24 protein-coding genes and 1 pseudogene are annotated in these 26,205 nt (G+C 70.5%); 12 read left to right on the top strand and 13 right to left on the bottom strand.

What is annotated here, in order from left to right; all coding sequences use genetic code 11:
- The first annotated feature begins 70 nt into the window (after positions 1-70).
- Complete coding sequence (locus ACIQMR_RS23550; protein WP_401390516.1) at positions 71-1,363, top strand: MDR family MFS transporter; 1,293 nt, start codon at positions 71-73, stop codon at positions 1,361-1,363.
- On the opposite strand, the gene ACIQMR_RS23545 is transcribed toward ACIQMR_RS23550, so the two are convergent.
- The 3 genes from ACIQMR_RS23545 to mshA all read right to left on the bottom strand — a co-directional run bounded on the left by ACIQMR_RS23545 (position 1,360) and on the right by mshA (position 5,026).
- Positions 1,360-3,054, bottom strand: coding sequence for a glycosyl hydrolase family 28-related protein (locus ACIQMR_RS23545; protein WP_401390513.1), 1,695 nt, complete (start codon positions 3,052-3,054; stop codon positions 1,360-1,362). The two genes, ACIQMR_RS23550 and ACIQMR_RS23545, sit on opposite strands and share 4 nt — an antisense overlap.
- Before the next feature lie 144 nt (positions 3,055-3,198).
- Positions 3,199-3,690, bottom strand: coding sequence for a YbjN domain-containing protein (locus ACIQMR_RS23540; RefSeq protein WP_358664362.1), 492 nt, complete (start codon positions 3,688-3,690; stop codon positions 3,199-3,201).
- Positions 3,683-5,026 carry a D-inositol-3-phosphate glycosyltransferase gene (gene mshA / locus ACIQMR_RS23535; RefSeq protein WP_401390509.1) on the bottom strand — a complete coding sequence of 448 codons (1,344 nt, stop codon included), beginning with the start codon at positions 5,024-5,026 and terminating at the stop codon, positions 3,683-3,685. The genes ACIQMR_RS23540 and mshA overlap by 8 nt, the downstream gene beginning before the upstream one ends.
- 234 nt (positions 5,027-5,260) lie before the next feature.
- Between mshA and ACIQMR_RS23530 the strand changes: the two genes are divergently transcribed.
- From ACIQMR_RS23530 to ACIQMR_RS23520, 3 genes are all read left to right on the top strand, one after another.
- Positions 5,261-6,091: a class I SAM-dependent methyltransferase gene (locus ACIQMR_RS23530; RefSeq protein WP_401390506.1), complete on the top strand. Its 831-nt coding sequence runs from the start codon at positions 5,261-5,263 to the stop codon at positions 6,089-6,091.
- Positions 6,092-6,337: 246 nt separating this feature from the next.
- Positions 6,338-7,405: an NlpC/P60 family protein gene (locus ACIQMR_RS23525; protein WP_401390503.1), complete on the top strand. Its 1,068-nt coding sequence runs from the start codon at positions 6,338-6,340 to the stop codon at positions 7,403-7,405.
- 362 nt (positions 7,406-7,767) lie between these two features.
- Complete coding sequence (locus ACIQMR_RS23520; protein WP_401390500.1) at positions 7,768-9,087, top strand: PP2C family protein-serine/threonine phosphatase; 1,320 nt, start codon at positions 7,768-7,770, stop codon at positions 9,085-9,087.
- A 278-nt stretch (positions 9,088-9,365) separates the two neighbouring features.
- On the opposite strand, the gene ACIQMR_RS23515 is transcribed toward ACIQMR_RS23520, so the two are convergent.
- The 4 genes from ACIQMR_RS23515 to ACIQMR_RS23500 form a co-directional block, all read right to left on the bottom strand.
- Positions 9,366-9,698, bottom strand: coding sequence for a DUF2516 family protein (locus tag ACIQMR_RS23515; protein ID WP_401390497.1), 333 nt, complete (start codon positions 9,696-9,698; stop codon positions 9,366-9,368).
- Between the two features lie 121 nt (positions 9,699-9,819).
- Positions 9,820-10,425, bottom strand: coding sequence for a hypothetical protein (locus ACIQMR_RS23510; RefSeq protein ID WP_401390494.1), 606 nt, complete (start codon positions 10,423-10,425; stop codon positions 9,820-9,822).
- 42 nt (positions 10,426-10,467) lie between these two features.
- On the bottom strand, positions 10,468-10,902 hold the full coding sequence (locus tag ACIQMR_RS23505; protein WP_266379616.1) for a helix-turn-helix domain-containing protein: 435 nt from the start codon (positions 10,900-10,902) through the stop codon (positions 10,468-10,470).
- A gap of 165 nt (positions 10,903-11,067) precedes the next feature.
- Positions 11,068-11,964, bottom strand: coding sequence for a GNAT family N-acetyltransferase (locus tag ACIQMR_RS23500; RefSeq protein WP_401390492.1), 897 nt, complete (start codon positions 11,962-11,964; stop codon positions 11,068-11,070).
- Between the two features lie 135 nt (positions 11,965-12,099).
- Here ACIQMR_RS23500 and ACIQMR_RS23495 point away from each other — a divergent pair, with 135 nt between their 5' ends.
- Positions 12,100-12,693 carry a DinB family protein gene (locus ACIQMR_RS23495; protein WP_401390489.1) on the top strand — a complete coding sequence of 198 codons (594 nt, stop codon included), beginning with the start codon at positions 12,100-12,102 and terminating at the stop codon, positions 12,691-12,693.
- A gap of 46 nt (positions 12,694-12,739) precedes the next feature.
- Here the strand turns inward: ACIQMR_RS23495 and ACIQMR_RS23490 are convergent, their stop codons facing one another.
- Together ACIQMR_RS23490 and ACIQMR_RS23485 are read right to left on the bottom strand one after the other, a co-directional pair.
- On the bottom strand, positions 12,740-13,273 hold the full coding sequence (locus ACIQMR_RS23490) for an HAD domain-containing protein (protein ID WP_401390487.1): 534 nt from the start codon (positions 13,271-13,273) through the stop codon (positions 12,740-12,742).
- A gap of 142 nt (positions 13,274-13,415) precedes the next feature.
- On the bottom strand, positions 13,416-14,618 hold the full coding sequence (locus ACIQMR_RS23485; RefSeq protein WP_401390485.1) for an epoxide hydrolase family protein: 1,203 nt from the start codon (positions 14,616-14,618) through the stop codon (positions 13,416-13,418).
- Positions 14,619-14,989: 371 nt separating this feature from the next.
- On the opposite strand from ACIQMR_RS23485, the gene ACIQMR_RS23480 reads away from it, so the two are divergent.
- Positions 14,990-15,604, top strand: coding sequence for a LysE family translocator (locus tag ACIQMR_RS23480; RefSeq protein ID WP_401390482.1), 615 nt, complete (start codon positions 14,990-14,992; stop codon positions 15,602-15,604).
- Here the strand turns inward: ACIQMR_RS23480 and ACIQMR_RS23475 are convergent.
- Together ACIQMR_RS23475 and ACIQMR_RS23470 are read right to left on the bottom strand one after the other, a co-directional pair.
- Positions 15,588-16,499: an oxidoreductase gene (locus ACIQMR_RS23475; RefSeq protein ID WP_401390479.1), complete on the bottom strand. Its 912-nt coding sequence runs from the start codon at positions 16,497-16,499 to the stop codon at positions 15,588-15,590. The two genes, ACIQMR_RS23480 and ACIQMR_RS23475, sit on opposite strands and share 17 nt — an antisense overlap.
- A gap of 122 nt (positions 16,500-16,621) precedes the next feature.
- Complete coding sequence (locus ACIQMR_RS23470) at positions 16,622-17,065, bottom strand: DUF5958 family protein (protein WP_401390477.1); 444 nt, start codon at positions 17,063-17,065, stop codon at positions 16,622-16,624.
- Positions 17,066-17,397: 332 nt separating this feature from the next.
- Here ACIQMR_RS23470 and ACIQMR_RS23465 point away from each other — a divergent pair, with 332 nt between their 5' ends.
- A complete protein-coding gene (locus ACIQMR_RS23465) occupies positions 17,398-18,303 on the top strand; it encodes a nitroreductase/quinone reductase family protein (RefSeq protein WP_401390474.1) in 906 nt (301 codons plus the stop codon).
- Positions 18,304-18,397: 94 nt separating this feature from the next.
- A complete protein-coding gene (locus ACIQMR_RS23460) occupies positions 18,398-19,663 on the top strand; it encodes an MFS transporter (protein WP_401390472.1) in 1,266 nt (421 codons plus the stop codon).
- On the opposite strand, the pseudogene ACIQMR_RS23455 reads toward ACIQMR_RS23460, so the two are convergent.
- A pseudogene (locus tag ACIQMR_RS23455) lies at positions 19,650-19,838 on the bottom strand (hypothetical protein); the annotation flags it as partial. The gene ACIQMR_RS23460 and the pseudogene ACIQMR_RS23455 overlap by 14 nt on opposite strands.
- A gap of 96 nt (positions 19,839-19,934) precedes the next feature.
- The gene (locus ACIQMR_RS23450; RefSeq protein WP_401390469.1) at positions 19,935-20,741 is read right to left on the bottom strand and encodes a TetR/AcrR family transcriptional regulator; all 807 of its coding nucleotides are present in this window, start codon (positions 20,739-20,741) and stop codon (positions 19,935-19,937) included.
- A gap of 118 nt (positions 20,742-20,859) precedes the next feature.
- Here ACIQMR_RS23450 and ACIQMR_RS23445 point away from each other — a divergent pair, with 118 nt between their 5' ends.
- The 4 genes from ACIQMR_RS23445 to ACIQMR_RS23430 all read left to right on the top strand — a co-directional run bounded on the left by ACIQMR_RS23445 (position 20,860) and on the right by ACIQMR_RS23430 (position 26,204).
- Complete coding sequence (locus tag ACIQMR_RS23445; RefSeq protein WP_401390466.1) at positions 20,860-21,873, top strand: ATP-binding cassette domain-containing protein; 1,014 nt, start codon at positions 20,860-20,862, stop codon at positions 21,871-21,873.
- Entirely contained in the window at positions 21,866-22,609 is a 744-nt protein-coding gene (locus tag ACIQMR_RS23440; RefSeq protein ID WP_401390463.1) for an ABC transporter permease, read from the top strand. Before ACIQMR_RS23445 ends, ACIQMR_RS23440 begins: the two co-directional genes overlap by 8 nt.
- Positions 22,610-22,716: 107 nt before the next feature.
- A complete protein-coding gene (locus ACIQMR_RS23435) occupies positions 22,717-25,218 on the top strand; it encodes a hypothetical protein (RefSeq protein WP_401390460.1) in 2,502 nt (833 codons plus the stop codon).
- The gene (locus ACIQMR_RS23430) at positions 25,215-26,204 is read left to right on the top strand and encodes a phosphotransferase (protein ID WP_401390458.1); all 990 of its coding nucleotides are present in this window, start codon (positions 25,215-25,217) and stop codon (positions 26,202-26,204) included. Before ACIQMR_RS23435 ends, ACIQMR_RS23430 begins: the two co-directional genes overlap by 4 nt.
- The last annotated feature ends 1 nt before the right edge of the window (position 26,205 follow it).

Genomic DNA, 26,205 nt, shown 5'->3' with positions numbered 1-26,205 from the left:
ACCACCCGACCCTCCGCTTGTAAGTTGCCGCTCGCCACAACGGCACTTACCACCCCGGGGGGATGCCCGTATGTTCGTAGCCACGCTCAGACGGGCCGCGCAGGAGAGCGTCTCCGGTCTTCCCCGGGCGTTCTGGTGGCTGTGGGCCAGCACGCTGGTCAACCGGCTCGGCGGCTTCGTCGCCACCTTCATGGCCCTCTACCTCACCCTGGAGCGGGGCTACTCGGCCTCGTACGCGGGACTCGTCGCCGCCCTCCACGGCCTCGGCGGTGTCGTCTCCTCGCTGGGCGCCGGGGTGATGACCGACCGGCTGGGCCGGCGGCCCACCCTCCTGATCGCGCAGGTCTCGACCGCCCTGTCCGTCGCGCTGCTCGGCTTCATGGAGGACCCGGTGGCGATCGCGGCCGTCGCCGGACTCGTCGGCATGGCGAGCAACGCCTCCCGCCCCGCGGTGCAGGCGATGATGGCGGACATCGTCCGCCCCGAGGACCGGGTGCGGGCCTTCGCCCTCAACTACTGGGCGATCAACCTCGGCTTCGCCATCTCCTCCGCGGCGGCCGGCCTGATCGCCGAGTACAGCTATCTCGCCGGATTCCTGGGCGAGGCCGCGCTCACCCTCGTCTGCGCGCTGCTGGTCTTCGCCAAGCTGCCGGAGTCCCGGCCCGAACGCGCGACTCCTGCCGAGAAGGGCGAGGCCGAGATCGGACTGGGCACCGTCCTGCGCGACGGGCGGTACATGGGCGTCGTCGGCCTCTCCTTCCTCATCTCGCTGATCTTCATGCAGGGGTATGTCGGCCTGCCGGTGGCGATGGGCCTGGACGACTGGTCCGCGTCCGACTACGGGCTCGTGATCGCGGTCAACGGCGTGCTGATCGTCGCGCTGCAGATCCCGGTCACCCGCTTCATCGAGCACCGCGACCCGCAGCGGCTCCTGGTGCTCTCGGCGCTGCTCGCGGGATACGGCTTCGGGCTGACGGCGTTCGCCGGGTCGATCGCCGTGTACGCGCTGACCGTGTGCGTCTGGACGCTGGCCGAGATCATCAACTCCCCCACCCAGATGGGCCTGGTCGTCCGGCTCTCGCCGGTCCAGGGGCGCGGCCGTTACCAGGGCGTCTACACCATGTCCTGGTCGGTCGCCGCCCTGGTCGCGCCGCTGCTGTCGGGGTACGTCATCGACCACTTCGGCCCCGAGTGGCTGTGGGGCTCGTGCGCGGTGATCGGGACGATCGCGGCTGCCGGGTACTGGCTGCTCATGCGCGGCCTGCCGGAGGAGCCGGCGCCCGAGGACCGCCGCCCGGGCCCGGCCGGGCCCGCCGCTGCCGCGGTGCCCGAGAAGGCGGAAGCCCGGGGCGCCGGCGGTTAGCCCCGCCGCTCCTGGCACTCCAGCGCGCGCTGCGCCTCGTACAGGTTCCGGGGCCGTACGGAGCCGGGCGAACCGTACGCCTCCAGCCGTGAGGTGAGCGGCCCGGTGAAGTCCGGTACGTCGATCTGGTCGAACTCCCTGACGGTGGAGATGCCGACGGTCGCGCTGTACGGGGCGACCCCGTCGATGCGTATCAGCCCCGCCCTCTCGTTCGTCACGGTGACGTTCCAGTGCGTGAAGCGCGCCCCGTACAGCGGTCCGGCGCTCGCGTCGCCGCCGTGCCGCCCGTCGTTGTCGACGGTGATCTCGGTCCGTACGTTCGCGAACGGCATTCCGCGGTGGGTGTCGAAGGTCCCCGTCTCCATCACGCCGCGGGACCAGACGTTGTGGCTCGACAGGCCCTCGGTGTTGATGCCGTGCAGCTGGGTGCCAGCCGGGGCGGGCACGGTGCGCCGCTCGATGACGAAGTCCTCGACGAGGTTGTCGTGGGCGCCTTCGCGGCAGAAGTAGGGGTGGTGGGAGCCGCGGCCCGAGACGCGGGTGCGGCGCAGCGTGCACGCGGAGGCGGCGACCAGGCCGAAGCCGTTGTCGACGTGGCGGACGGTGATGTCGTCGGCCCAGCAGTCGTAGGCGCACTGGAAGGTGACGCCGTTGTAGCCCTTGTCGAGCAGATGCGGCGCCTGCGGCGTCTCGATGGCTTCCAGCGTCAGCCCTTCGACCCCGGAACCGGTCAACGCCTCCACGTGCGTGGTCAGACGGGGATCCCATTCGGGCCGTACGTCGAGCGGCAGCGGCCGCTCCAGCGTGACCCGGGTGCCGTCGACCGCGGTGATACGGACGGGCCATTCGTAGGGGACGTACGAGGTGAGCTTGGTCTTGTCGTCCCAGTGGTACGCCTCGGGGCCCGGGCCGCCGCCCGCCATGTGCTCCAGCAGCGTGTGCCCGGAGTCGTCGGCGAGGCGCAGCAGCACGAGCTGTCCGCGGCGCAGCCGGGAGGCGTCGTCGACGGTGACGGACCGGTCGCCGCGGCGGGCGGGCCGCACGGCCGTGAGGGTCTCCCATTCGTCGCGCCTGTTGCCGGTCCAGCCCTCGAACGGCCACTGCCTGGCCCTGATGGCGTCGGTCAGGCTCGCGTAACGGCCCTGCGGGCAGAGCCAGATGAGTCCGCCGGCCCAGGACCAGCTGGACTTGTCGCCGCCGTAGCGGCTGCCGTACGGGCCGATGAGCTCGGTGAGGTTCTTCGTCGCCACGAGTTTCGTACGGTCGCTGCCGGCGCCGCGCAGAACGACGTTGCTGTGGCCGATACGGATGACGTCGTCGATGCGGTAGGTACCGGGCGGGATGATGACCGTGCCGCCGCCGCGTTCGCCGGCAGCGGCGACGGCACGGTTGATCGCGGGGGCGGCGTCGTCCGATCCGTCGTTCTTCGCGCCGTGGTCGCGGACATCGGCCACCACACGGTGCCGGGGAAAGCGGTCCGCGCCGGCGCGCTGTCCCGCGCGACCGACGAACGGTATCTGCGGATGGGTGTACGGGGACCTCGCGAACTCCCGCCAGAGCGCGGAGGTCTGCCGCGGCCGGGAGGCGGAGGTCCGCCGCGGCGCGGCCGAGGCAGCCGTACCGCCGCTCACGGCCACGGCCGCCACGGCTATCGCCCCGCCGAGAAGGCCCCGTCTGGTCAGCTGGTCCATGCGCCCGCCCTCACCTTCCATGGATGTGAACATGGTTCAGGTCTGCGTCCGCCGTGAGCATGCCACGGCCCCTTCCGGGCACGGAAGAGGTCGTACAGACGGAAACGGAAGGAAGTCGGGGGAGTTTCTGGGGAGTTGGGGAAACTAGTCCGTCGCGCGCTGGGTCAGATGAGTGAACGCCTCGAGATTACGGGTGGACTCGCCCCGCGCCACCCGCCATGCGTACTCCTTGCGGATCGCACTCGCGAAACCCAGCTCCAGCAGCGAGTTGAACCCGCCGTCCGCGGCCTCGAGCACCGTCCCGAGCAGGCGGTCGAGCTCGTCCGCGCCGACGACCGACAGCGGCAGCTTCCCCACCAGATAGACGTCACCCAGCGGGTCGACCGCGTAGCTCACCCCGTACAGCTTGAGATTGCGCTCCAGCAGCCAGCGGTGGACGCCCGCCTCGTTCTCGTCGGGGTGGCGGATGACGAAGGCGTTCAGGGAGAGCGAGTGCCGGCCGACGATCAGCGAACAGGTTGTCGACAGCTTGCGGGTGCCGGGGAGCGTGACGACGTAGGAACCCGGCGCCGGGCTCTCCCACTCCAGTTCGGCGTCCTTGAGGTACGCCTCGATGATCTGCCGCACGTCACCCATGGTGGGAGCGTACGCGACGGCGGTGTTCGTGCATCGCGGCCGTGTAGACCTCGGCGGTGGCGGCCGCTGCCGCGTCCCAGCCGAAGCCACGGGCGTGCGCCGCCGCCGCCGCGCCCATCCGGGACGTCAGCTGCGGATCGTCGACGAAACGGCGCAGCGCCCGGGCGTAGTCCGCCGGGTTGTGGCCCGCCACCAGGAAGCCGGTCCCGCCGTCCCGCACCGCCACCGGAAGGCCGCCGACGGCCGCCGCGACGACGGGGGTGCCGGTCGCCTGCGCCTCTATGGCGACCAGCCCGAACGATTCGCTGTAGGAGGGCATGACCAGCACGGACGCGGCCCGGAACCAGTCCGCGAGCCGGTCCTGCGCGACGGGCGGCCGGAACCGTACGACATCGGCGATGCCCAGCCGGGCCGCCAGCTTCTGCAGGCCCTCCGGCCTGGCGAGCCCGCTGCCGCTCGGCCCGCCCACGATCGGCACGACCAGGCGGGACCGCAGCGAGGGGTCCTGGTCCAGCAGCAGCGCGACCGCCCGCAGCAGCACGTCGGGGGCCTTCAGCGGCTGGATGCGGCCGGCGAAGAGCGGGATGACGGCATCCTTCGGCAGGCCCAGACGGGCCCGGGCGGCCGAGCGGCCGTCGGCGACACGGAAGCGGTCCAGGTTCACACCGGGGTGGACGACGGCGACCTTGGCGGGGCCGGCGTCGTAGTGACGGATCAGCTCGCCGGCCTCCTCCGCGGTGTTGGCGATCAGGCGGTCGGCGGCGGCGACGATCTGGGTCTCGCCGATCACCCGGGCCGCGGGCTCGGGGGTGTCGCCGTCCGCGAGCGAGGCGTTCTTGACCTTGGCCATGGTGTGCATGGCGTGGACGAGGGGGACGCCCCAGCGCTCGGCGGCGAGCCAGCCGACATGGCCGGAGAGCCAGTAGTGGGAGTGGACCAGGTCGTAGTGGCCCGGCCGGTGGCCTGCCCAGGCCTGCATCACCCCGTGCGTGAACGCGCACAGCTGGGCCGGCAGGTCCTCCTTGGCCAGGCCCTCGTACGGGCCCGCGTCCACGTGCCGGACCAGGACTCCAGGTGCGAGCTCGACGACCGGGGGCAGCCCTCCCACGGTCGCCCGGGTGAAGATCTCGACCTCTATGCCGATGGCGGCGAGCCGCCGGGCGAGCTCCACGATGTAGACGTTCATGCCGCCCGCGTCGCCCGTGCCCGGCTGGTGCAGGGGCGAGGTGTGCACGCTGAGCATGGCGATACGGCGCGGTTTGCGCTGGTGGCCGGGCAACCGCAACCGGGGCGGCGCCGCCAGGGTGCCGGCGAGCCGGGACACGTACTGGCTCACGTGGACGGTCCTCTCCGCTCTGTTGCACGGGCATGGCTGAGCAGAGGGCACCCGCTGCCCTCCGAGGCCCGTCAACAGCGGAACGGTCTCTTTCATTTCCACTTTGCCCAATCATTGCCAAGGTCGTACGCGTGTCACCGGGCGCGGCGGCCGGTCCGTCGACCGCAACCCGCCACCGCCCCCTCGCGACGGGCGCGGCGACCGGCCCCGACAGCGCCCCTTACCCTCGGTTGCATGTCCCCGCGCGCCACCCCGCCCCCGTCCCGCCCCGTGGGCGCGGTGACCCGCGGCACGACCAATCCCAACCGGCTCCGCCGCATGGACCGCTGGATCGCCGCCGTGCAGGGCCCGGAACTGCGCCGCTCGGCCGCCGCGCCGGTCGCGGTCGACCTCGGGTACGGGGCGGCCCCCTGGACCGCCGTGGAACTGCTCCAGCGGCTGCGCGCCGCGGAACCCCGCACCTCGGTCGTGGGCGTCGAGATCGAACCGGCCCGGGTGGCGGCGGCGCGTCCGTACGAACGGGACGGGCTTTCCTTCGTGCACGGCGGCTTCGAGGTCCCGCTGCCGGACGCCTCCGTACGTCCGACCGTCATCAGAGCGGCGAACGTGCTGCGCCAGTACGACGAGGACCAGGTCGCCGCGGTCTGGCGGCGGCTGTGCGCCCGGCTCGCACCCGGCGGACTGCTGGTCGAGGGCACGTGCGACGAGATCGGCCGTCGGCACGTCTGGGTGGCCCTGGGCCCGGAAGGCCCGAGGACCGTGACGTTCGCCACCCGGCTCGGCTCGCTGGAGCGGCCCTCCGACCTCGCCGAACGGCTGCCCAAGGCGCTCATCCACCGCAATGTGCCCGGCGAGCCGGTGCACGCCTTCCTGCGGGACTTCGACCGCGCGTGGGCGGCCGCCGCGCCGTACGCCTCGCTCGGCGCCCGGCAGCGCTGGCTCAGAGCGGTACGGGACCTGTCCGCCGACTGGCCGCTGGCGCACGCCGCTGCGGACGGGCAACGACGGTGGCGACAGGGCGAAGTGACGGTTAACTGGTCGTCCCTGGCGCCCAATTCGGGCTGAACGGACAGCGATGTGGAGGACGGGGGAACGCTGCCTGGCCTTTGTTCGTCTGAGACGGGTGAGTGTGATCGCAGCGATGGTCCATCCGCAGGACAGGTGGGGTGCCTGGACGGGTGACAGGCCGGAGCTGCGCCGGACTTGCTCTGTCGCTTTGGCGCGGGTCGTGGCACCATCGCGTCGACAGCCGTAAGTTACTGACGGTAAATCACATTTAAGAGTTGTCTGGCGTTGTCCGGAGGGGGACTTGTGAACCGACGCCGTTGTGCCGCCGCCGCGATCACGGTCGTCTGTGCCGTGACGCTGCTGGTATCGCCTGGCCAGGTATTCGCGGCACCCGCGCCGCCCGGCCCACCGAAGAAGAGCCTCGAAGAGGTGCGCAAGGAGCTCGAGGAGCTGTACCACAAGGCTTCTTCCGCCACCGACGCGTACAACCTCGCCAAGGAGCAGGCGAAGCAGCAGTCGGACCAGATCGTGCAGCTGGCCAAGGAGATAGTGAAGGGCCAGGCGCGGATCGACGACCTCAAGGACCGCGCGGGCGCCACCGCCCGCGCCCAGTACCGGGGCGGCGGCCTGCCGCCCGAGGCACAGCTCGCGCTCACCGGCGACCCCCAGCTCTTCCTCGACGCCGTCGGCCGCATCAATTCGGGCGGCAAGGCGACGAAGGACCTTCTCGGCGAAATGAACCGCACCCAGGCCGACTTGACGGCGTACAGCCGGGAGGCCAGCACCCAGTGGGCCCGGTTGGAGGCCAACCGGGTCAAGCAGGAGAAGGCCAAGAAGGAGATCAACAAGCAGATCGCCGCGGCGAAGAGCATAGAGAAGCAGCTGCAGAAGGAAGAGCTGGCGCGGCTGCTGAAGCTGGAGCAGGACGCCGCGTACCGCGCCCAGACCGCCTGGCTCGGCTCCGGCGTCCTCAAGGAGATCAACGGCCGCGCGACCGAGCAGGGCAAGGCGGCGGTCGCGTTCGCGACGAAGCAGATCGGCAAGCCGTACGTATGGGGCGCGGAGGGACCGGGGTCGTACGACTGCTCCGGCCTGACCTCGCAGGCCTGGGCGGCGGCGGGGCGCGGTATCCCGCGCACCTCGCAGGAGCAGTGGCGACAGCTGCCGCGCATCGACATCAAGGACATGCGCCCCGGTGATCTGATCATCTACCACGCGGACGCGAGCCATGTGGGGATGTACGTCGGGGACGGCGCCATCGTGCACGCACCGCGCCCGGGGCGGAACGTGACACTGGCGGGTGCGGGATCGATGGCGATTCTCGGGGTCGTACGCCCGGACAATCAGACGGCCGCACACCCGGACAGATAGAGAGTCGTTCACCGGGAGGCATAGAGGGTCGTTCACCCGGCCAATCGGCAGCCGCACACCCGGACGCGCAAACGGCCGACGAACGGGCAATGGGCGGCCGGCCGACCGGACAAGTGAGCGCAACCACACCAAACCGGACGGAGTGAGCCGGGTCACGCGGGAGTTGCGTGACCCGGCTCACCTGCTGCGCGTGACGTTCGTCATCACCCGGAGGGCAACTACCTCCCGATGCGCGGCATATGCCATCGACTCTTCCCGGAACGCCATTCCCCCGCACCCCCGGCTACCGCTATGGTCCCGGTCTGGCGGGACGTCGATCGTCGTCCCACCGCGCCCTCGGGGGGAGGGAAGGAAACACACCGATGCCCGTACCCGTTCCGCGCCAGCGGACCGGCTCACCAGTCGCCGTAGGCACCACCGCAGCAGGACCCACCTCAGGACCCACAGCCGCAGGACCCCTCCCCGCCGGCTCCGCCACGGAGGCCGCCGGCGGTGGCGACCTGACCCTGCTCGTCATCGAGGACGACCCGGCGGGCACCTTCACCGTCCCCGAGCTGCTGGGAGACGCCGGTACGCGGGTCCGCATCCGCACGGCGCGCAACCTCACCGAGGCCGAGCGGCTCCTCACCGACGACGTCCACTGCATCCTCGTCGACCTCGCGCTGCCCGGATCCTCCCGTGACCGCGCGGACGGCGACGAGCTCGCCGTACTGCGCCACGTGCTCCGCATCGCGCCGCGCCACGCCGTGCTCGCGCTGACCGCGGACGCGGACGCCGACCGCGCGGCCGAGGCCGTACGCGTCGGGGCACAGGACTTCCTGCACCGCGACGAGCTGGACGGGCGGCTGCTGAGCCGCGCCATCCGGTACGCCGTCGAGCGCAAGCGCGCCGACAGCACCCAGGTGAAGCTCGCCGAGTCACGGCTGCGGGCGCAGGAGAACGCCCGGCTGGAGCGCGGCCTGCTGCCCACGCCGCTGCTCCAGGGCTCCGACCTGCGGTTCGCGGCCCGCTACCGCCCGGGGCGCTCGCGCGCGCTGCTCGGCGGCGACTTCTACGACACGGTCCGCACGCCGGACGGCACCGTCCACGCGATGATCGGCGACGTCTGCGGCCACGGGCCCGACGAGGCGGCGCTCGGCGTGGAGCTGCGGATCGCGTGGCGGGCGCTGACCTTCGCGGGCCTGTGCGGCGACGAGCTGCTCTCCACGCTTCAGCAGGTGCTGGAGCACGAACGGGAGAGCGAGGAGATCTTCGCGACCCTCTGCACGGTCGACATCGCACCCGACGGCCGGCGCGCGGGCCTGTGCCTGGCCGGGCACCCCTCACCGCTGATCGCCCGCAAGGGCCGGCCGGCGCAGCTGCTCCCGTACGAGAACGGCGGCCCGGCGCTCGGCCTGCTGCCGCGCGCCCGCTGGCCGCGCCGGCAGGTGGAGCTGGGCCCCGCGTGGAGCCTGATGATGTACACGGACGGCCTCATCGAGGGCCGGACCTCGACCGACGGGGACCGTCTGGGTCAGGACGGCATGGTCGACATGATCAACCGGCAGCTGACGGCGGGACTGCGCGGCGAGGCGCTGCTGGAGGCCGCCGTGGCGGAGGTGCGCGAGCTGAACGGCGGCGATCTGACGGACGACGTGGCCGTGCTGCTTCTGGACCGGGACCGCGACCGGGTACGCGACTGAGGCCCGGCGGGACGCTGCCGGGCCGGAACCTGATGGCTCGGTCAGGTGGCGGTCCGGCGACCTGATCGCTCTGGCGGGTGCTTGCAGGGGTACTGGTCGGGCGGGTGCCTGCGCGGTACCGGTCTGGGCGGGTGCTTACGGAGAGGGGCGCCGGTCTGGGCGGGTGCTTGCGGGGAGGCGCGCCGACCTGGGCGGCTGTGCCGGTGCGCCGGTGTCGTCCTGCTCCCGAACGGTTGTCGTCCTGCTCCTGGCGCCCGGCTGTCGTCTGCCCCTGCCGTTTATCGTCCGCCGTTGTAGGGCCCGTACGGCCCGTCGCTGCTGGAACCGCCCTGTCGGCCGCCGCCGGAGACCTGCCGGAGCGCGGGCCGGACGTCGACCATGAAGACGATCGTGGCGATCAGTCCGGCGATCTGCAGGAAAAGCATCGGCACGAGCAGATTCACGGCGACCGTGATGCCGAGCAGAATCAGCCAGAACATCTTCGACTGCTTGTCGGCCGCGCGATACGCGTCCTCACGGGCGAATACGGCGATACCCAGCGCGACCACGGCGAGAATGAGCATCGCCAGGTTGAGCAGCCAGAGAACCGTGCCGAATCCTGCGAGCAACATGCTGAGCACCGCCTAGTGAGTTGAAGCGCGTCACGACCACGCTACGGCCAGGACATGGCCAACGTACCCGGACAACGGGCCGGGAACCCTGAAGGTGCCCGGCCCGTGGAGTGTGAAGGTCCTACTTCGGGGCCTGCGGGGAGGTGGTCTTCTTCGCCGCGGGCTTACGGCCGGCGGGCTTGCGCGCGGCCGGCGGAGCGGGCTTCTTGTCCTCGGCCTTCGCCTCGGTCTTCGCCTCCGCCTTCGTGGCGTCCTGGCCCTTCGGCTCGTCGGCGTTGGGCTCGACGGCGATCGCGATCTCCGCGATCTCCTCGGCGGCCTCGCCGCGCCACGCCTTGACCGTCTGCTCGCCGTGCTCGGCGACCTTCTCGTACGTCTCGCGGGCCCGGACCGCGTACTCGGCGGCGACACCGACGCTCCGCAGCGCCAGGTCCTGCGCGCTCTCGCCGAGCTTCTTCAGGTCGGTGTCCAGGTTCCCGAGCACCTCGGTGACCTTGGCCTGCACGGTGGCCTGGGCCTCCTTGGCCTGCGCGGTCACCTTCGCCTGCACGGCCTTCGGGTCGGTCTCGCGCACGGCATCGATCCGCGCGGGCGCCTCGGCACGCAGCTGCTCGATCAGCGCGGGCACCTTCCGGGCCTGCTGCACGGCGAGGTCGGCCGTACCGGCCGCGAAGTAGAGGGGGGTCGGGTCGGTGAGGGTCTTACGCAGGTCATCAGTGATGGCCATGACTGTGGTCCTCCCGGATCGCAGATTCGTCGGTTCGGTCGTTCAGACTTCGGGTGATGAGGGTTGGTCGGCACCACTTGCTGCGGCCGTGCGGGGGCCGTCCTCGGCGGTGTCCTTATCCGTATCGGCGTCGAAGCCGTTCTCCTTGCGGAAAGACTCGTAGATCTGCAGCAGCACCTGCTTCTGCCGCTCGTTGATCGAGGGGTCGGCCAGGATGACGGCCCGCGTCTCCAGCTCGTCCCGCTCCCGCTCGTCCAGAATCCCGGCCCGCACGTAAAGCGTCTCCGCGGAGATCCGCAGCGCCTTGGCGACCTGCTGCAACACCTCCGCGCTCGGCTTGCGCAGCCCGCGCTCGATCTGGCTCAGATACGGATTGGACACCCCGGCGGCATCGGCGAGCTGCCGCAGCGAGAGCTGCGCGCTGCGCCGCTGCTCGCGGAGGTAGTCACCGAGATTGCCGACGTTGAGTGATGCCATGCCACTGATGGTGCAACATCCGCGCTAACTATTGCAAGCAGCTGCTTGCAATAGTGTGCTCCATCACCCGGACGGTCCCTGTGACCGAGCACGGCAGGTGTCAGCCGACCCGCGCCCGTCTCTCCCGCCTCACTCGCCTCCTCGCTCAACCTGAGGAGGCGTTCCTCACCGCCTGTCGTGGTCCTCGCCGGCTGCCGGTGCGGCGTAGGCGAAGTCGTACACGGCGACGTCGGTGACCCGGGCGTACCCGATGCGCTGGTAGAGCGCGTTGCTCGTGGGGTTGGCCGCGTTCGTGTACAGCACGACCTCCTTGGCGCCTGCGGCCAGCGCGGCCCGGCTCACCTCGACCGTCACGGCGCCCGCGTAACCGCGACCGCGCAGATGGGCAGGCGTGTAGACGGGGTCCACGCGGACCTGGCCGCCGACCATCGGGTTCACGCCCGCCATGGAGACGGGCGTGCCGTCCGGGGTCTCCCAGAACGTGTAGCGCTTCTCGGCGAAGCGTGTGCCGGACCAGGAAGCGGCGTCGATGGAGACGTCCTCGCCGACGTCCGCGGCGAACTCACGGCACCAGCGCATGAGGTGCTCATGATCCTGCTCGCCCAGGAGCCGGCCGCCGCCCGCCGGAACCGGCTCGGGCGGGGTGAGCGTGCCGAGACGGTACAGGTGGAGGCGAACGCGGAGCGTCGGCACAGCACCTGTGTGCCGCTGCCATGCCTCGGCGAAAGCGATGGCGGTGCCCTGGTCCGCCGTGACGTACGGAAGGGTGTGCCCGAGGGCGACCAGGTGGGCGGCGAGCGCATCGGCCTGCTCGCGACTGAGAGAGGTGACGCTCAGGCCGCGGGACGGGAAGCGCATGAAAGTGGCGTGGACCTCGCCCGCCCGCTCCAGTCTGCCGAAGACGGGGGTTCCGGCACCGTGTGCGGCCACCCCGAGAGTGCGTAGCTTCTCGGTCAGCGTCAGCCACGTGGTGTGCAGAACGGGGCGCGAGCGCAGGAACTCCCCTGCTCGGGCAAGGAAGTCGTCGACGTCTTCGGTGAGGTGCCAGTCATCCGGGCGCATGCTTCATGATCTCCGATGCGCTCGCCGCGGGGAACACGAGAGCACGAACACTCGGCGGCGTCCCACTCCATCCGAGGCACCCCGGGTCAGACCTCCGCCCTGCCTCAGCATCAGCGAGACGGGCAGACTGGCCCCATGACCGCATCGGATGCCAAGGCCGACCTTCACTTCTACCTGCAGTCCGCCCGTGACGCCCTGCTGTGGAAGCTCGACGGGCTCTCGGAGTACGACAGCCGCCGCCCGCTGACGCCGACCGGGACGAACCTCCTGGGTCTGGTGAAGCACGTGGCCGGTGTGGAACTGGGTTACCTGGGCGACACGTTCGGACGGCCGTCCGGGGAGCCGATGCCCTGGCTCGAAGACGGAGCGGAGCCCAACGCGGACATGTGGGCCACCGCGGACGAGTCCCGCGAGCAGATCGTGGAGCTCTACCGTCGGGCGTGGGCGCATGCGGACGCGACCATCGACGCGCTCGCGCTGGACACGATCGGCAGGGTGCCCTGGTGGCCCGGCGGCACGGACGAGGTGACGTTGCACCATGCAGTGGTGCGCGTGATCGCTGATACGCACCGCCATGCCGGGCACGCCGACATCATCCGGGAACTCATGGACGGTGCCGTGGGGATGAACAAGGGCAACGAGAACATGGTGCCGGGCGACGCCGCGTGGTGGGAGGAGTACCGCAGTCGGCTGGAACGTGCGGCTCAGGAGGTCGACCGCGACGCGTGACTCCGCTCAGCCCGAGCCGGAGACCACCTGCGCGCCGCCCGAGCCGCTAACCCTCCCGCAGCCACTCGGCCAGTGCCGCAAAGTCCGCACCCGTGAGGCCGTGGCAGGGATCGACACGATGGAGCAGCGCCCGTCCTCGGTGGTGCGTGGCCACCCAGGCCCGGTCGGCATCCGTGACCTCATCGTCCACCCACAGGAAGGAACGGCCTGCTGCCCAGTCGACGAGAGGCCGGGTCTTCCAGTGAAGTCCGCGCCTTTCTTCCTCATCATCGGACTCCTCCGGCCAGAGCACCACGGGCAGATCCGGCAGACCGAGCCACGGCGCAACGCACTCGTTCGCATCGTCCATCCACGTGGTCGCCCACACCAACTCGCATGACAGCGCCCCCAGTCGCGGTCCGTGTGCTGGATCGATCCTCGCCAGGAGCGGGTTCGCGGCGGCAGCCTGCGGCCCGGAGCCCGAGTGATACGTCGGGTATCCATCGGGATACTGCCGCGGCGTCGCCCCGAACGGAATCAGGGGGCCGTCGACGTCGAGAAAGAGAAGCGGCCGCTGCCTTCCCGGACCAGTACCAGTCACCACTGCACGATAGCCCTCCCTTGCCGAAGCGGCCGCCGCGGAACTCCCCGGCGGCCGGACGGCCCGGATCCGGTGCGTGCGGTCAGCCGACGCGGGAGCGGGAGGGCTCGCGGTCACGGGCCCGCCGGACGGCTCCTCGCCGTCACTGGAAGGCGCCCTCGCGGAGATTGCGGAAGAACGTCCTTACGTCGCCGACCAGCGATTCCGGCTGCTCCATCGCCGCGAAGTGGCCGCCCCGGTCGTACGTCGTCCACTGCACGATGTTGTTGGTCCGGTCCGCGATGTGCCGCAGAGGGATGAAGTTCTCCTGAGGGAAGTCGGCCACGGCAGTCGGTGTCGTCGACGGCTCGGGCGGGGCGCCCCAGTAGTCGGCGTGCGCCCGCTCGTAGTAGATGCGGGCGGAGGAGCCGGCCGTGCCCGTCAGCCAGTACAGCATCACGTTCGTGAGCATCTGGTCACGGTCGACGGCGTCCTCCGGACGGTCCGAGGAGTCGGTCCACACCTTGAACTTCTCCACGATCCACGCAAGTTGACCCACGGGCGAGTCGGTCAGGCCGTACGCCAGGGTCTGCGGGCAGGTGGACTGGATGTCGGCGTAACCCTGGCGGTCGCGGCTCCATGTGCAGATGCGTTCCCAGGAGGCCAGCGTGCGCCCGCGCTCCTCCACGCTCAGTGCCTCCAACTCCTCCGCACCGGGCTCCTCGGTCGGTGCCGAGTTCGGCAGCAGGTTCAGGTGTACGCCGATGACCTCGTCCGGCCGGATACGGCCCAGCTCGCGGGAGACGGCCGCTCCCCAGTCGCCGCCCTGGACCCCGTACCGCTCGTAGCCGAGTCGCTCCATCAGCCCGGCGAACGCGGCGGCCACGCGCCGGAACTCCCAGCCCGTCTGCGCGGTCGGGCCGGACAGGCCGAACCCGGGGATGCTCGGCAGCACCACGTGGAAGGCGTCGGCCGGGTCGCCTCCGTGCGTTCGCGGGTCGGTGAGCGGGCCGACGACGTCGGCGAACTCGACGATCGAGCCCGGCCAGCCATGGGTCATGAGCAGCGGCGTCGCATCCGGTTCGGGTGAGCGGATGTGGGCGAAGTGGATGTTCGCCCCGTCGATCGTGGTGATGAACTGCGGCCATTCGTTCAATCCGGCTTCCGCCGCCCGCCAGTCGTACTCGTGCCGCCAGTAGTGCGCGAGCTCCTTGAGGTAGTCGCGCGGGACGCCGTACGCCCACCCCACCCCGGGCAGCTCGTCGGGCCAGCGGGTCCGGTCGAGGCGCTCGTGGAGATCATCCAGCTCGTCCTGGCGGATGTCGATACGGAAGGGGCGGATGCTCTCGTGGCCCGACGTCGTCATACCTGCGGATGCTACGAGGTGTGATCCACAGGCTCACCATTCCGCCGACGATGCTTGATCCGAACGAGGGGCCGGCCACCCGGCCCGGCTCGTGCCCGCGTACGCAGGGCCTCACACGGCCGTCGCGCGGTCGTCGCGCCCGCAACCGGCGGGCGCCTGCAGGTGACCGCACCGCGGGGGCTACAGTCCTCGGCCGTGACCGGATCGACGGATCGCCCCTGATCGGCGAGGCCGGGTCGGGTCGGCCGTGGAGGCTCAGCACCGGCACAGGCACCAGCGCAGGCATCAGTCAGGTCAAGGTCGGGCCAGGTCGGCTCGGGTCGGGCCAGGTCAGGTCAGGTCAGGTCAGGACAGGAGCAGGAAGCAGAGGAATGACGCAGGTCATCGCTGTCGCCGTCATCACCGTTCTCGCCGTCATCAGCCCCGGCGCGGACTTCGCCATGACCGTACGCAACAGCTACTTGTACGGGAGAACCGCCGGGCTGCTGGCCGCGGTCGGGATATCCCTCGGCGTGCTCGTGCACGTCGCCTACACCATGCTCGGTGTGGGGCTGCTCGTCACGAGGAGCCCGGCCCTCTTCACGGCCATGAAACTGGTCGGGGCGATGTACCTGGTCTACGTCGGCATCAGGACGTTCACCGCGCGCACCCGTCTGGACATCGACCTGTCCGACCGCACCGGGCTCTCCCCGTGGCAGTCGCTCCGTACCGGCTTCCTGACCAATGCGCTCAACCCCAAGACCATGCTCTTCGTGGTCAGCACCTACGCCCAGGTCGTGACCGCCGGCACGCCGGTCGCCCGCCAGATCGGCTACGGGCTGTTCATGTCGGTGGCGCACCTGGCCTGGTTCAGCCTGGCGGCGCTGTTCTTCTCCAACGAGACCCTGCGGGTCAGGATGTTGCGCCGGCAGGCGGTACTGAACAGGGTGATCGGTTCGGTGCTGGTCGGCCTCGGGGTGGCTCTCGCGCTCACCCCGTCCGCGTGAGGAGACTCATCTCGTCCTCCGAGAGCCGCAGCGCGCCCGCCGCGACGTTCTCGACGAGGTGGTCGGGATTGCCGGTGCCGGGGATGGCCAGTACGTGCGGGCCGCGCTGCAGGGTCCAGGCCAGGCGGATCTGCGCGGGGGTGGCGCCGTGGGCGCGGGCGACGGAGAGGATCTCCTCGGGCTGCGCGCCGGTGGCGCCGGACTCGCGGCCCGGGCCGGCGACCGCGAAGAACGGGACGAACGCGATGCCCTGTTCACCGCATGCCCGTACGAACTCGTGGTTCTCGGGCGGTGCTCCGACGGCGTAGGCGTTCTGTACGCACACGACCGGTGCGATGGTCCGGGCCTCGGCGAGCTGGTCGGGGGATACGTTGGAGACGCCGAGGTGGCGTATGAGCCCGGCCTCGCGAAGCTCCGCGAGCGCGCCGAAGTGCTCGGCGATCGAACCGGTCGCCCGGCCCCTCGGGACACGCAGGTTGACGACGTCGAGATGGTCGCGGCCGAGCTGGCGGAGGTTCTCCTCGACCTGGCCGCGCAGCTGCTCCGGCGAGGCCCACACCCAGTTGCCGGACGGGTCGCGGCCCGGCCAGACCTTGGTGGTGATGACCAGGTCGTCCGCGTACGGGGCCAGGGCGCGATTGATCAGTTCGTTCGCGGAACGCAGCGGCGAGAAGTAGAACGCTGCGGTGTCGATGTGGTTGACCCCGAGCTCGACCGCGCGGCGCAGTACGCGGACGGCCCGGTCACGGTCGCTCGGCAGGGCGTCGGCGCCGAACGCCTCGCCGCTCTGCGCCAGGCGCATCGCCCCGAATCCAAGACGGTTGACGGTGAGGTCACCGAGTTTCCAGGTACCGGCGGACGCTGCGTCGCCATCGTTGATCGTCCCTGAGGTCATGCCCGGAGTCTGACACGCGGGGACCTGGAGCCTGGCGACGGGCGTCACTGGCGTCTGACCGTCACTGCCGTCTGACCGTCACTGGCTGTGTGGCCGTCACTGGCTGTGTGGCAGGTGGCCGGTCACGCGCCGTCGCCCCCCGGTTGTCGACCCGCACTTGTCTCGCGGTCGGCGGTCAGATGGTGCCAGTGATGGCCACAACCGTCGGCACGGCATCGCTCCCGGCGGCGTCCGTCCGCGACGGCGAGGAGCGCGATCAGCAGCCGGAAAGCCTTCCTCCGCTCATGCTGCGGGGCGAGATGGGCGATCTTCCCCACCTGATGCTCGATCCGCCCGCGCACGAGCAGGACCGCGGGCGTATGGGTCGGCCGCAGCCCTGAACGGCGAATGCTTTCCCGGGCTTCCTCGTCCGTAGGGTGAGCCTGGAAGCAGAACTGGGCGAGCAGGTGCAGCGTCGTCGACTGTTCGTCGTCGGGGAGCGACTCGAACCAGGCGACCCCCTGCTCCGTGGGGCGAAGGTCCTGGGCGAGTTCGTTGAGGAACACCTCGGTCTGCGGCCTGTTCATGGACCGGTCTCCTTCCCGCGCGCGCCCACGCCGCATTGTCCGCCGCATGCCTCTTCCCGCGCATTCGATTTCCGCGACCGGAAATCGGCGTTGCCCGCGGCCTCCGGCGCGGGTTACGTTGAGTACGTGACTGCCGGGTCGGCCATGGGCCACGAACGAGTAGGGCACCCGGCCTCGGAGTGAGGTCGGGGCGGGCGAGAGGCCCGCCTTTTTCTGCTTTCGGTGCGTGATGTGATGCCGCACCACTCTCTGTCTGTCTGTTTGTTTCCTTCCCCAACCCGCCCTGTACGGCGGCAATTCGTCATGCCCCAAAGCAGAGAAGAAAGCAGAGAATGCCGAACGATTTCAATCAGCAGGTCATCAAGGAGTTCCGCGCCAACCGCGGACGTGTCGGCGGATACTTCGAAGGAGCCCGGCTGCTCCTGCTGACCACCACGGGAGCACGAACCGGCGCTCCGCACACCACCCCTGCCGGCTACCTCCACGACGGTGGTGAGCGGGTGCTCGTCATCGCCTCCGCCGGCGGCTCACCGAAGCATCCGGACTGGTTCCGCAACCTCCTCGCCGATCCCCGCCTCACCGTCGAGGACGGTGTCTTCACGTACGACGCGCGGGCCGTCGTCCTCGAGGGAGAGGAGCGCGACCGTGCCTTCGCGCGCGCCGTCGAGGCGGACCCGGGCTGGGGCGAGTACCAGGCCCGTACGGACCGAGTGATTCCGGTGGTCGCGCTGGAGGCGGTGGAGAGCGGGCCGCCGAACACGAACACGACCTCGATGGGCGAGGCCATCAAGGTGATCCACGACGGCTTCCGGCGCGAACTCGCCCTGATCCGCAAGGAGATCATCGACTCCGGTCCCGGGCTCGGCGCCCAGCTCCGGATCAACTGCCTGACGCTTTGCCAGGGGCTGCACAACCACCACACGGGCGAGGACACCGCACTCTTCCCATATCTCGCCGGACAGGACGAGGAACTCGCCCCTGTACTGGACCGATTGCGCCAGGAGCACGAGAAGATCGCCGCGCTCCTCACCGATCTCCGTGAGGTCGTCGCGCCGGACGGCACGACGTACGCAGCGGCGGATGCGTCGAAGGACGCGTCGGGAGTCGGCCCGGCGGGCGGCGCCATCGACCCCGCGTTCGTACTCGCCGAGGTGGACCGACTCACCGAAGAGCTGGAGGCCCATCTCCGTTACGAGGAGGAAGAGCTGATCCCAGCTCTCGACGCCGCGGCACGATGAGCCCCGCACGGCGAGGCCCGCACGGTGAGCCCCCGCACGGTGAGCCCGGCTCAAACTTGACCCCCGGGTGCGGCGAGCCTGCTATCCACGGGTGATGTCCCGCAGCGAATCCCCGGCTCCACTCTCATGGCGCGCGCCCTTCGCCCGCTACGTCATCGGTCGGGGCGTGTCCACCGCCGGCACCGGTCTCGTCAATGTAGTGCTCGCCTTCGCGGTGCTCCGAACCGGCGGGGACGGGTTCTCCGTCGGACTCGTCCTCGCCTGTTCGGTGCTCACGCAGACACTGCTGATTCCGGTGGGCGGCGTGATCGCGGACCGGGTGGACCGCAGAACCGTCGTGGTCCTCGGCAACGCGGTGCTCGCCGCCGCCCACGGCGCCATGGGGCTGCTGCTGCTCCTCGCTCCCGACCGGGTCACGGTGTGGATGTTCGTGGCCGCGGCGGCGACGACGGGCGCCGCGGCCGCTGCCGTCCAGCCCGCCTTCCAGGGACTCATCGTCCAGTTGGTGCCGCCGACGGCGCTCCAGCGGGCCAACGCGGCCCTGCGGCTGGTCCTCAACGTGGCGCGTATCGCCGTACCCGGCCTGGGGGCGATGCTCGGCGCGGCCTTCGGATACGGGCAGGTGCTGCTCGCCGCGGCGCTGGCGTTCGGCTCGTGCTGCGCCGTCCTCGCCGGGCTGCGGATCAGCACGCCGCCGCGCGCCACGAAGGCCGTACTGGCGGGCGCACGCGAGGGCTGGGCAGCGTTCCGCAGCCGCCCGTGGATGTGGGGGTACGCACTCTCGGGCGCCGTCGCCGTGCCGCTGTGGCTGGCCGGATACCAGCTGCTCGGCCCGCTGATCCTCTCCGGCCGGGACGACGGCCAGGGCCACTGGGGCTGGGCGGTCTCGGCGTTCTCCGCCGGCATGGTGCTCGGCTCGCTGATCGCGCTGCGCTGGCGGCCTCACCGGGTGATGCTCGCCTGCGTCCTGGTCCAGTTGCTCTGGCCGCTTCCCCTCGCCGTCCTCGCAACGCGCCCCGAGCTTCCATGGCTGCTCGTGTCGATGCTGGTCAGCGGCGCGAGCCTGGAACTGGCCGTGGTCTTCTACGAGACGGCCAAGCAGCAGCAGGTCCCGGAGGAGCTGATCGGCCGGATCACCTCCCTGGCGATGTTCGGCGAGACCGCGCTCGTACCGCTCGCGTACGTCCTGGCCGGTACCGTCGCCGACCGCATCGGCTCGGGACCCGTCATGTGGATCTGCTGCCTCGGCATTCTCGTCGTCACGGTGGCGCTGCTGCCCGTACCCGGCATCCGTCGTCTCGGTCAGCCGGCGGAGTCCAAGGACGCCACCCACATCAAGCACCGCGTCACCCGGGCATGACGTACCGCTGCCGCGGACCGTGCGTCAGCTCCGGCGGCAGCGGCCGGTGGTGGAGTACGTCGAGGCGGGAGACGGCCCGGGTCAGGGCCACGTAGAGGCGGTGCAGTCCGCGCTCCTCCGCGGCGGCGATGGCTGCCGGTTCGGTCACGACGACGTGGTCGTACTCCAAGGCCCTGCACCGAGCGTACGCACCGGGGGTCTTCCGCAGCAGGTCAGCGGCGGCTCAGCAGGTCAGCGGACGACGCAGTCTGCAGGCGGACGGCTCAGCAGGTCAGCGGGGATCCGCGGATCCCTCCCGTCCGCCCTGCCCTCCGCCCTCCTGCGCCGCGACCAGTACCGCCACCCCGTCCAGGATCCGGTCCAGCCCGAAGGTGAACTCATGGTCGGGCTCGTCCGGCTGGGTCAGCACACCCGAGCCGAGCAGCCCGGCCACGGACGGATAGCGCTGCGGATCGGCGAGCCGGGTCAGGGTGTTCACATGGCGGGCGAGGAACTCCTCCTCGCCACCGCTCGCCTCGACCGCCGCACCGATGTCGCTCATCACCATGGCCTCGCTCCGGACGAAGCCGCCGACCAGCAGGATCACCGAGATCTTCTGACCGTCGTCGAGCCCGGTGGACTCCAGCGCCACCATGCCCTGCTCCCACCACGCCACCATGTTGGGGGTCGCCGGCGGGCCGGACACCGGGACGCGCAGTGCCCACAGGTTCCGGTGGAAGACCTCGCGCTGCGCCCACGCCCAGGCGGCGAGCGCCGCACGCCACCCCTCGCCCTTCCGTGTCGGCGGCGGGGTCCCGATGACCGCCTCCTGCATCAGGACGTACAGCTCGTCCTTGGCGGCGACGTACCGGTAGAGCGACATCGTCGAGACGCCGAGCACCTTCGCGACGCGCCCCATCGAGACCGCCGCGAGCCCCTCCTCCGCAGCCAGACCGACCGCGGCGTCGACGATCCGGCCCAGACTGAGCCCCGGCCTGGGGCCTTTGGAGGGGCGCTCCCGCAGCCCCCACGCGGCCTCGATGCTCGCGGGCAGCCCCGTACCGCTGCCGCTGCCGCCTGATTCGCCGCGCTCGGCCACCGCTCCGCACCTCTGTTCTCCGAAGAACCTTGACGCACATCCTAGTAATGCGTAACCCTTACGCGATAACGCGTATGCCATACGCAGTACATGAAACTTCGAGCTGAGGGGGAACGGCATGACGCCGCGCTCACAGGACCCGACCGCACGGGAGCCAGGCACGCAGCACCCGCACCACCCGTCCCGCCCCGCCGTCGAGGCCACCGCCCTCAGGAAGTCGTACGGCGACGTCAGCGTCCTCGACGGCGTCGATCTGCGCGTCGAACGGGGCACCGTCTTCTCGCTCCTCGGCCCCAACGGCGCGGGCAAGACCACCACCATCCGCATCCTCGCGACGCTCACGACCGCGGACGGGGGCCACGCCCGGGTCGCCGGCCATGACGTCGTCGCCGAACGGTCCGCCGTACGCGGGGCGATCAGCCTCACCGGTCAGTTCGCGGCGGTCGACGAGATGCAGACCGGCGAGGAGAACCTGCGGATGATGGCCCGCCTCGGCGGCGCCTCACGCGCGGCCGCCCGCCGCCGCGCCGCCGAACTCCTCGAACGCTTCGACCTCACCCCCGCCGCCCGGCGTCTCGCGCGCACCTACTCCGGCGGGATGCGGCGCAGGCTCGACCTCGCCGCCGGCCTCGTCGGCAGCCCCGAGGTGATCTTCCTGGACGAGCCGACGACCGGCCTCGACCCGCGCAGCCGCCAGCAGCTGTGGCAGGTCGTACGGGAGTTGTCGGCGGGCGGGGCCACGGTCTTCCTCACGACGCAGTACCTGGAGGAGGCCGATCAGCTCGCGGACCGCATCGCCGTGATCGACGGCGGTCGGATCGTGGCCGAGGGCACCGCCCACGAGCTCAAGAGCCGGGTCGCGGGTCATCGCCTCGACCTCGTGCTCACCAGCCGCGACGCCTACGAACGCCACACCGCCCGCGCGGTCCACCGCTCCCCCGAGACCCTCACCCTCGGCCTCCCGACCGACGGCACGGCGGCCCATGTCCGCGCCCTGCTCGACGAACTCGACCCGGACCGCGGCGACGTGGCCCGCTTCACCCTGCACACCGCGACGCTCGACGACGTCTTCCTGACCCTCACCCGTACCGCACCGCGCGACGCCACAGCCGAGGAGCCCACCCATGTCTGACGCGCTCACCCTGACCGGCCGCGGCATCCGCCTCAGCAGGCGCAACGTCGATGCCGTCATCACCAGCATGATGCTGCCCGTCATGCTGATGCTGATCTTCGTCTACTTCTTCGGCGGAGCCATCGACACCGGCACGGAGTACGTCACCTACGTCGTCCCCGGCGTCCTGCTGCTGTGCGCGGGATTCGGCGCCGCCGGCACCGCCGTGACCGTCAGCGACGACATGAAGGGCGGCATCATCGACCGCTTCCGCTCGCTCGACATCGGCGGCATCCCCATCCTCACCGGCCACGCCGCCGCCAGTACCGCCCGCAACCTCGTCTCGACCGCCCTCGTCCTCGGCGTCGCCTTCGCCATCGGCTTCCGCCCCGAGGCGACACCGGCCGGCTGGCTCGCCGCCACCGGTCTCCTGCTCGCCTTCATCGTGGCCATCTCCTGGCTCTCGGCGGCGATCGGACTGCTCGCCAAGTCCCCGGAGTCGGCGGGCGGGTTCACGTTCTTCATGATGTTCCTGCCCTACCCGAGCAGCGCGTTCGTCCCGATCGACACCATGCCGAGCTGGCTCCACGGCTTCGCGGAACACCAGCCGGTCACCCCGGTGATCGAGTCCCTCCGCGGCCTCCTCCTCGGCCAGCCCGTCGGCAACACCCCGTGGATCGCGCTGGCATGGTGCGCGGGCCTGCTGGCCCTGGGCACGGTGGGCGGCTCGCTGCTGTTCAGGCTGCGGACGAGGTGATCCGGCCCCGCAGCGAGCGGCGTTACCGTCCTGCGGGTCACTGTTCCCGCGGTATCGCCATGGGTAGCCTTGCCTGCGGCAGCGTCGGGGATCAGGGGGGAGTCGCTGTGCCCATCAGGCCGCGCTATCGGCGGGTGTCAGCTCTGCAGCGGCAGTTCTTCAATCGTGAAGGACTGCTCGCGACGTACGACGGGGAATTACGGGGAGCCTTCGAGAATCCGCGGATCCTGAACCTGGTCGGCGTCGGGGGAATCGGAAAGTCCCGCCTGCTGCAGGAACTGCGCTCCCGTACTCCGGACACCTTCCGTACGGCCCGTCTCGACCTGCAGCTTCCGACGCTGCGGCAGCAGGAGGACGCTCTCGCCGTTCTGCGCATGGAACTCGGCGCACAGGGCGTGAAGTTCGACCGATTCGACATCGCCTACGCCGTCCTGTGGCAGCGTGTGCATCCCCAGCTGCCGATGGACCGGAAGAACACGCCCTTCGCCGAGGACAGCGAAGTGCTGTCGAAGATCCTCGACGACGCCATGGGCCTGCCGGTGTTCGGCACGGCGGCGGGGCTGGTGCGGCTCACGGGCCGGGCGATGGCCAACCGGCAACGCAGGCAGCGGATCCAGTCCGACCCGACGCTCCAGGAACTCGACAGCCTCTCGAACGCCGATCTGGGGCACGCGGTCTCGTACCTGTTCGCCGAGGAGTTGCGGCAGGCGGCCGAGGAGCGTCCGTACGTGCTCTACGTGGACGCCTACGAGGCGATGGTGCCCACCCCGCTGCCGGGCGGCCGCAGTTACGGATCCGACGCCTGGCTGCGCGATCTGCTCGGACAGCTCCACGGCGGGCTGACCGTGCTGGCGAGCCGGGAACCCCTTGCCTGGACGGTCTACGACAAGGACTGGGAGGCGGTGATCCGGGAGGAGAGGGTCGACGGGCTCCCGATGGCCGCTCGCCTCGAACTGCTCTCCCAGGCGGGTATCACGGAGGCCGCACGACAGCGCACGATCGCCGAGGCCAGCGCTGGAGTGCCCTTCTACCTCCATCTCGCCGTCGACACGCATGTCCAGAATCCGGCCAGGACGGAGGACGCCGGAACGGCGGAGGAGATCGTCCAGCGGTTCCTGCAGCACGTGGCTCCGGACGAGGTCCGGATCCTGGAACTGCTCAGTGTCGCGCGGACCTTCGACCAAGGGGCGTTCCGGACCATCGGCCGGCACTTCGACCTTCCCACCAATCTGCTGACCTGGGAGTCGCTCACCTCCTATTCGTTCGCCTACCCGCTGCCCGAGGGCTGGTACCGGCTGCACCAACTGATGATCGTGGCGCTTCAGCACCACCTCTCGCCCACGGTCACACGTGAGGTCCACGCTGTGCTCCGGAAGTTCTGGGAAGACCTGGCGGAGCGCGTCGAAGCCGGCGCGGCGCGTTCAGGAGTGACCCGCTCCTCCCCCCTGCGGGAGGCCGTCTACCACGGACTCCATGCGGAGAACATCTCCCCCGAGCAGATCCAGAAGCACGCCGACCGGGCCATCATCATGGGCGGCAGGCAAGCGGTGGACGGAATGGTCAAGGACATCCGGAGCCATCTCGCGGCCCCGGCGGAAACCGACTACGCCGTTGCCGCCCTGCCCGGGATCCGTGACGCCGCCGACTGTCTGGACGCGGAGTCGAAGCTGGAGCTCGGGGACACGAACGCGGCCATGGCGCTGACTCCTGCCCTCGACATGCCCGTCCGCTCGGTCGTCTCGGCCCGCCTCGCACTGGCCGGGGCCAACGCGCGCCGGATCGCCGGGGAGAGCAGCCATGCGGCGAGTATCTTCGCCCGGGTCTGGGAGGAGCACGCCGGGGAGGCCCGGACCTCCGCCGGGTTGTGTGTCGCGGACATCCGGATGTGGCAGGGGGACTTCGCGGGCGCCTTCGCCCTGGCGGAGGAGGTCCATGACATCTGCGCCCCGCACGAGCACATCATTCGGGGGGACCTGAAGCGCTTGATGCACCTGGGGCACCGCTTCCTGATGGACTTCGGCATGGCCGCGGAACTCATGGCGCACGCCGAGGAGGAGTACGACGCGATAGGCGCCGTCGTGGGCCTTGCCAACATCAGGACCAACAGGGCCGAACTGCTGGCGTTCACGGATCCCGAGGCCGCCGTCGTGGAGGCGGGCGCCGCCCTCGAAGTCCAGCGGGATCTCGGCGCCCAGCACGAGATCGGAAAGGTGTACACCGCGATGGCCATCGCCCAGCTACGGCTGGGGCAACTGGACCGGGCGGACATGGCCTTCCGCAACGCCAACACCGCTCTCGACCTGGCCGGCTACCGCTCGGGGCGGGCCCGGGCCGACATGTTCCGGGCCTTCCTGCTACTGCGTCGGGGTGAGCGAAGGGCGGCACAGGAACTGCTGCTCCACTCGGCACGGGAGCTGGAGGCCTGCCAGGTCTATCCTTCGCTGATTCTGACCATTCAACGCGCGGCCGAACGCACCGGTCTCATCGATCCCGAGCTCACAGCGGCCGCCGAACGCGCTCGTCCCTCACTGCGCCTGCTCGGAGCGCCGCAAGACCTGCACAGCCGCACGGATGATGTTCTGTCGACGCTGCTCGAGGTGACCTCGTGACCTGGCTCAGGCTCTACCAGCAGGCATCGGAGGCGGACGGTGCCGCCGGGTACTACAACCGCAATGTCGGGGTGGACACCCCCGAAGGGAAGGTCAACGTCCGTATCCCCCTGGCGGGGGCGGACATCATGGACGTACGGCTGTGGCGCGAGGAGGAGGTACTCGCCTGCATCAGGCCCTACGTCGGCCAGGCGCCCGAGCTGCGCCATGTGTCGGACGAGCCACGGTTCCAGGTCCACCACTTCATCGAGGGACGGGTGCTCGACGGCTTCTGCCCGCGCGGACGCTCCGTTCCCGCCCATGTGATGGGCGATGTCGTGGCGCTGATGGACCAGCTGACGCGGATCCCGGAGGAGAAGGTGCCCGGGATCCCCGCCCATTGGCCGGCCTGCGGCGACAGCAGCGGATTCGCCCGGCTGCTGGCCGACCTCACCAGAAGCATCCATCGGACGCATGTCGAGGAATACCGGCAGGTCTTCGCCGACTTCGGCATCCCGGAAGAACCGCTGGCAGTCGTCGATCCTTTGTGGGACGGGCTCACGCCCCGGCCGTTCACCGTGCTCCACGCCGACCTCCACCGCAAGAACATGATCGTCCACAACGGCGTCACCTGGTTCCTCGACTGGGAGCTGGCGCTGTGGGGCGATCCGGCGTACGAACTCGCGATCCACTTCCACAAGATGGACTATCCGGACGAGCAGCGGGCCGAGGTGATCCGGCAGTGGCAGGAACGACTGCCGGCACCGTCCACCGCCGGACCGCGCAGCGATCTCGACCTGTACATGGCGCACGAGCGCATCAAGTCGGCGATCGTCGACACGGTCCGCTACTCCAAGCAGCTCGCAGGCGCGCGCCCCCCGGAGCGCGAGGTCCTCCTCACCCGGCTGGCGAAGAAGGTGAACGCCGCCCGCCTGGTGTGGGGATCGTCTCCCGACATCACTCCCGAGCGGGTTGCCACCGCGCTCGCCCCCTGGTCGGAGACGTAGT

Source organism: Streptomyces sp. NPDC091376, from assembly GCF_044757085.1.
GTDB lineage: Bacteria > Actinomycetota > Actinomycetes > Streptomycetales > Streptomycetaceae > Streptomyces > Streptomyces pratisoli.
Note: the sequence above shows the minus strand (reverse complement) of the source record. Positions and strands in the feature narration are given on the sequence as shown.

Coding starts and splice junctions, on each gene's coding strand:
- ACIQMR_RS23550 (WP_401390516.1), top strand. CDS start 71: ATGTTCGTAGCCACGCTCAGACGGGCCGCGCAGGAGAGCGTCTCCGGT.
- ACIQMR_RS23545 (WP_401390513.1), bottom strand. CDS start 3,054: ATGGACCAGCTGACCAGACGGGGCCTTCTCGGCGGGGCGATAGCCGTG.
- ACIQMR_RS23540 (WP_358664362.1), bottom strand. CDS start 3,690: ATGGGTGACGTGCGGCAGATCATCGAGGCGTACCTCAAGGACGCCGAA.
- ACIQMR_RS23530 (WP_401390506.1), top strand. CDS start 5,261: ATGTCCCCGCGCGCCACCCCGCCCCCGTCCCGCCCCGTGGGCGCGGTG.
- ACIQMR_RS23520 (WP_401390500.1), top strand. CDS start 7,768: ATGCCCGTACCCGTTCCGCGCCAGCGGACCGGCTCACCAGTCGCCGTA.
- ACIQMR_RS23515 (WP_401390497.1), bottom strand. CDS start 9,698: ATGTTGCTCGCAGGATTCGGCACGGTTCTCTGGCTGCTCAACCTGGCG.
- ACIQMR_RS23510 (WP_401390494.1), bottom strand. CDS start 10,425: ATGGCCATCACTGATGACCTGCGTAAGACCCTCACCGACCCGACCCCC.
- ACIQMR_RS23505 (WP_266379616.1), bottom strand. CDS start 10,902: ATGGCATCACTCAACGTCGGCAATCTCGGTGACTACCTCCGCGAGCAG.
- ACIQMR_RS23500 (WP_401390492.1), bottom strand. CDS start 11,964: ATGCGCCCGGATGACTGGCACCTCACCGAAGACGTCGACGACTTCCTT.
- ACIQMR_RS23495 (WP_401390489.1), top strand. CDS start 12,100: ATGACCGCATCGGATGCCAAGGCCGACCTTCACTTCTACCTGCAGTCC.
- ACIQMR_RS23485 (WP_401390485.1), bottom strand. CDS start 14,618: ATGACGACGTCGGGCCACGAGAGCATCCGCCCCTTCCGTATCGACATC.
- ACIQMR_RS23480 (WP_401390482.1), top strand. CDS start 14,990: ATGACGCAGGTCATCGCTGTCGCCGTCATCACCGTTCTCGCCGTCATC.
- ACIQMR_RS23475 (WP_401390479.1), bottom strand. CDS start 16,499: ATGACCTCAGGGACGATCAACGATGGCGACGCAGCGTCCGCCGGTACC.
- ACIQMR_RS23470 (WP_401390477.1), bottom strand. CDS start 17,065: ATGAACAGGCCGCAGACCGAGGTGTTCCTCAACGAACTCGCCCAGGAC.
- ACIQMR_RS23465 (WP_401390474.1), top strand. CDS start 17,398: ATGCCGAACGATTTCAATCAGCAGGTCATCAAGGAGTTCCGCGCCAAC.
- ACIQMR_RS23460 (WP_401390472.1), top strand. CDS start 18,398: ATGTCCCGCAGCGAATCCCCGGCTCCACTCTCATGGCGCGCGCCCTTC.
- ACIQMR_RS23445 (WP_401390466.1), top strand. CDS start 20,860: ATGACGCCGCGCTCACAGGACCCGACCGCACGGGAGCCAGGCACGCAG.
- ACIQMR_RS23440 (WP_401390463.1), top strand. CDS start 21,866: ATGTCTGACGCGCTCACCCTGACCGGCCGCGGCATCCGCCTCAGCAGG.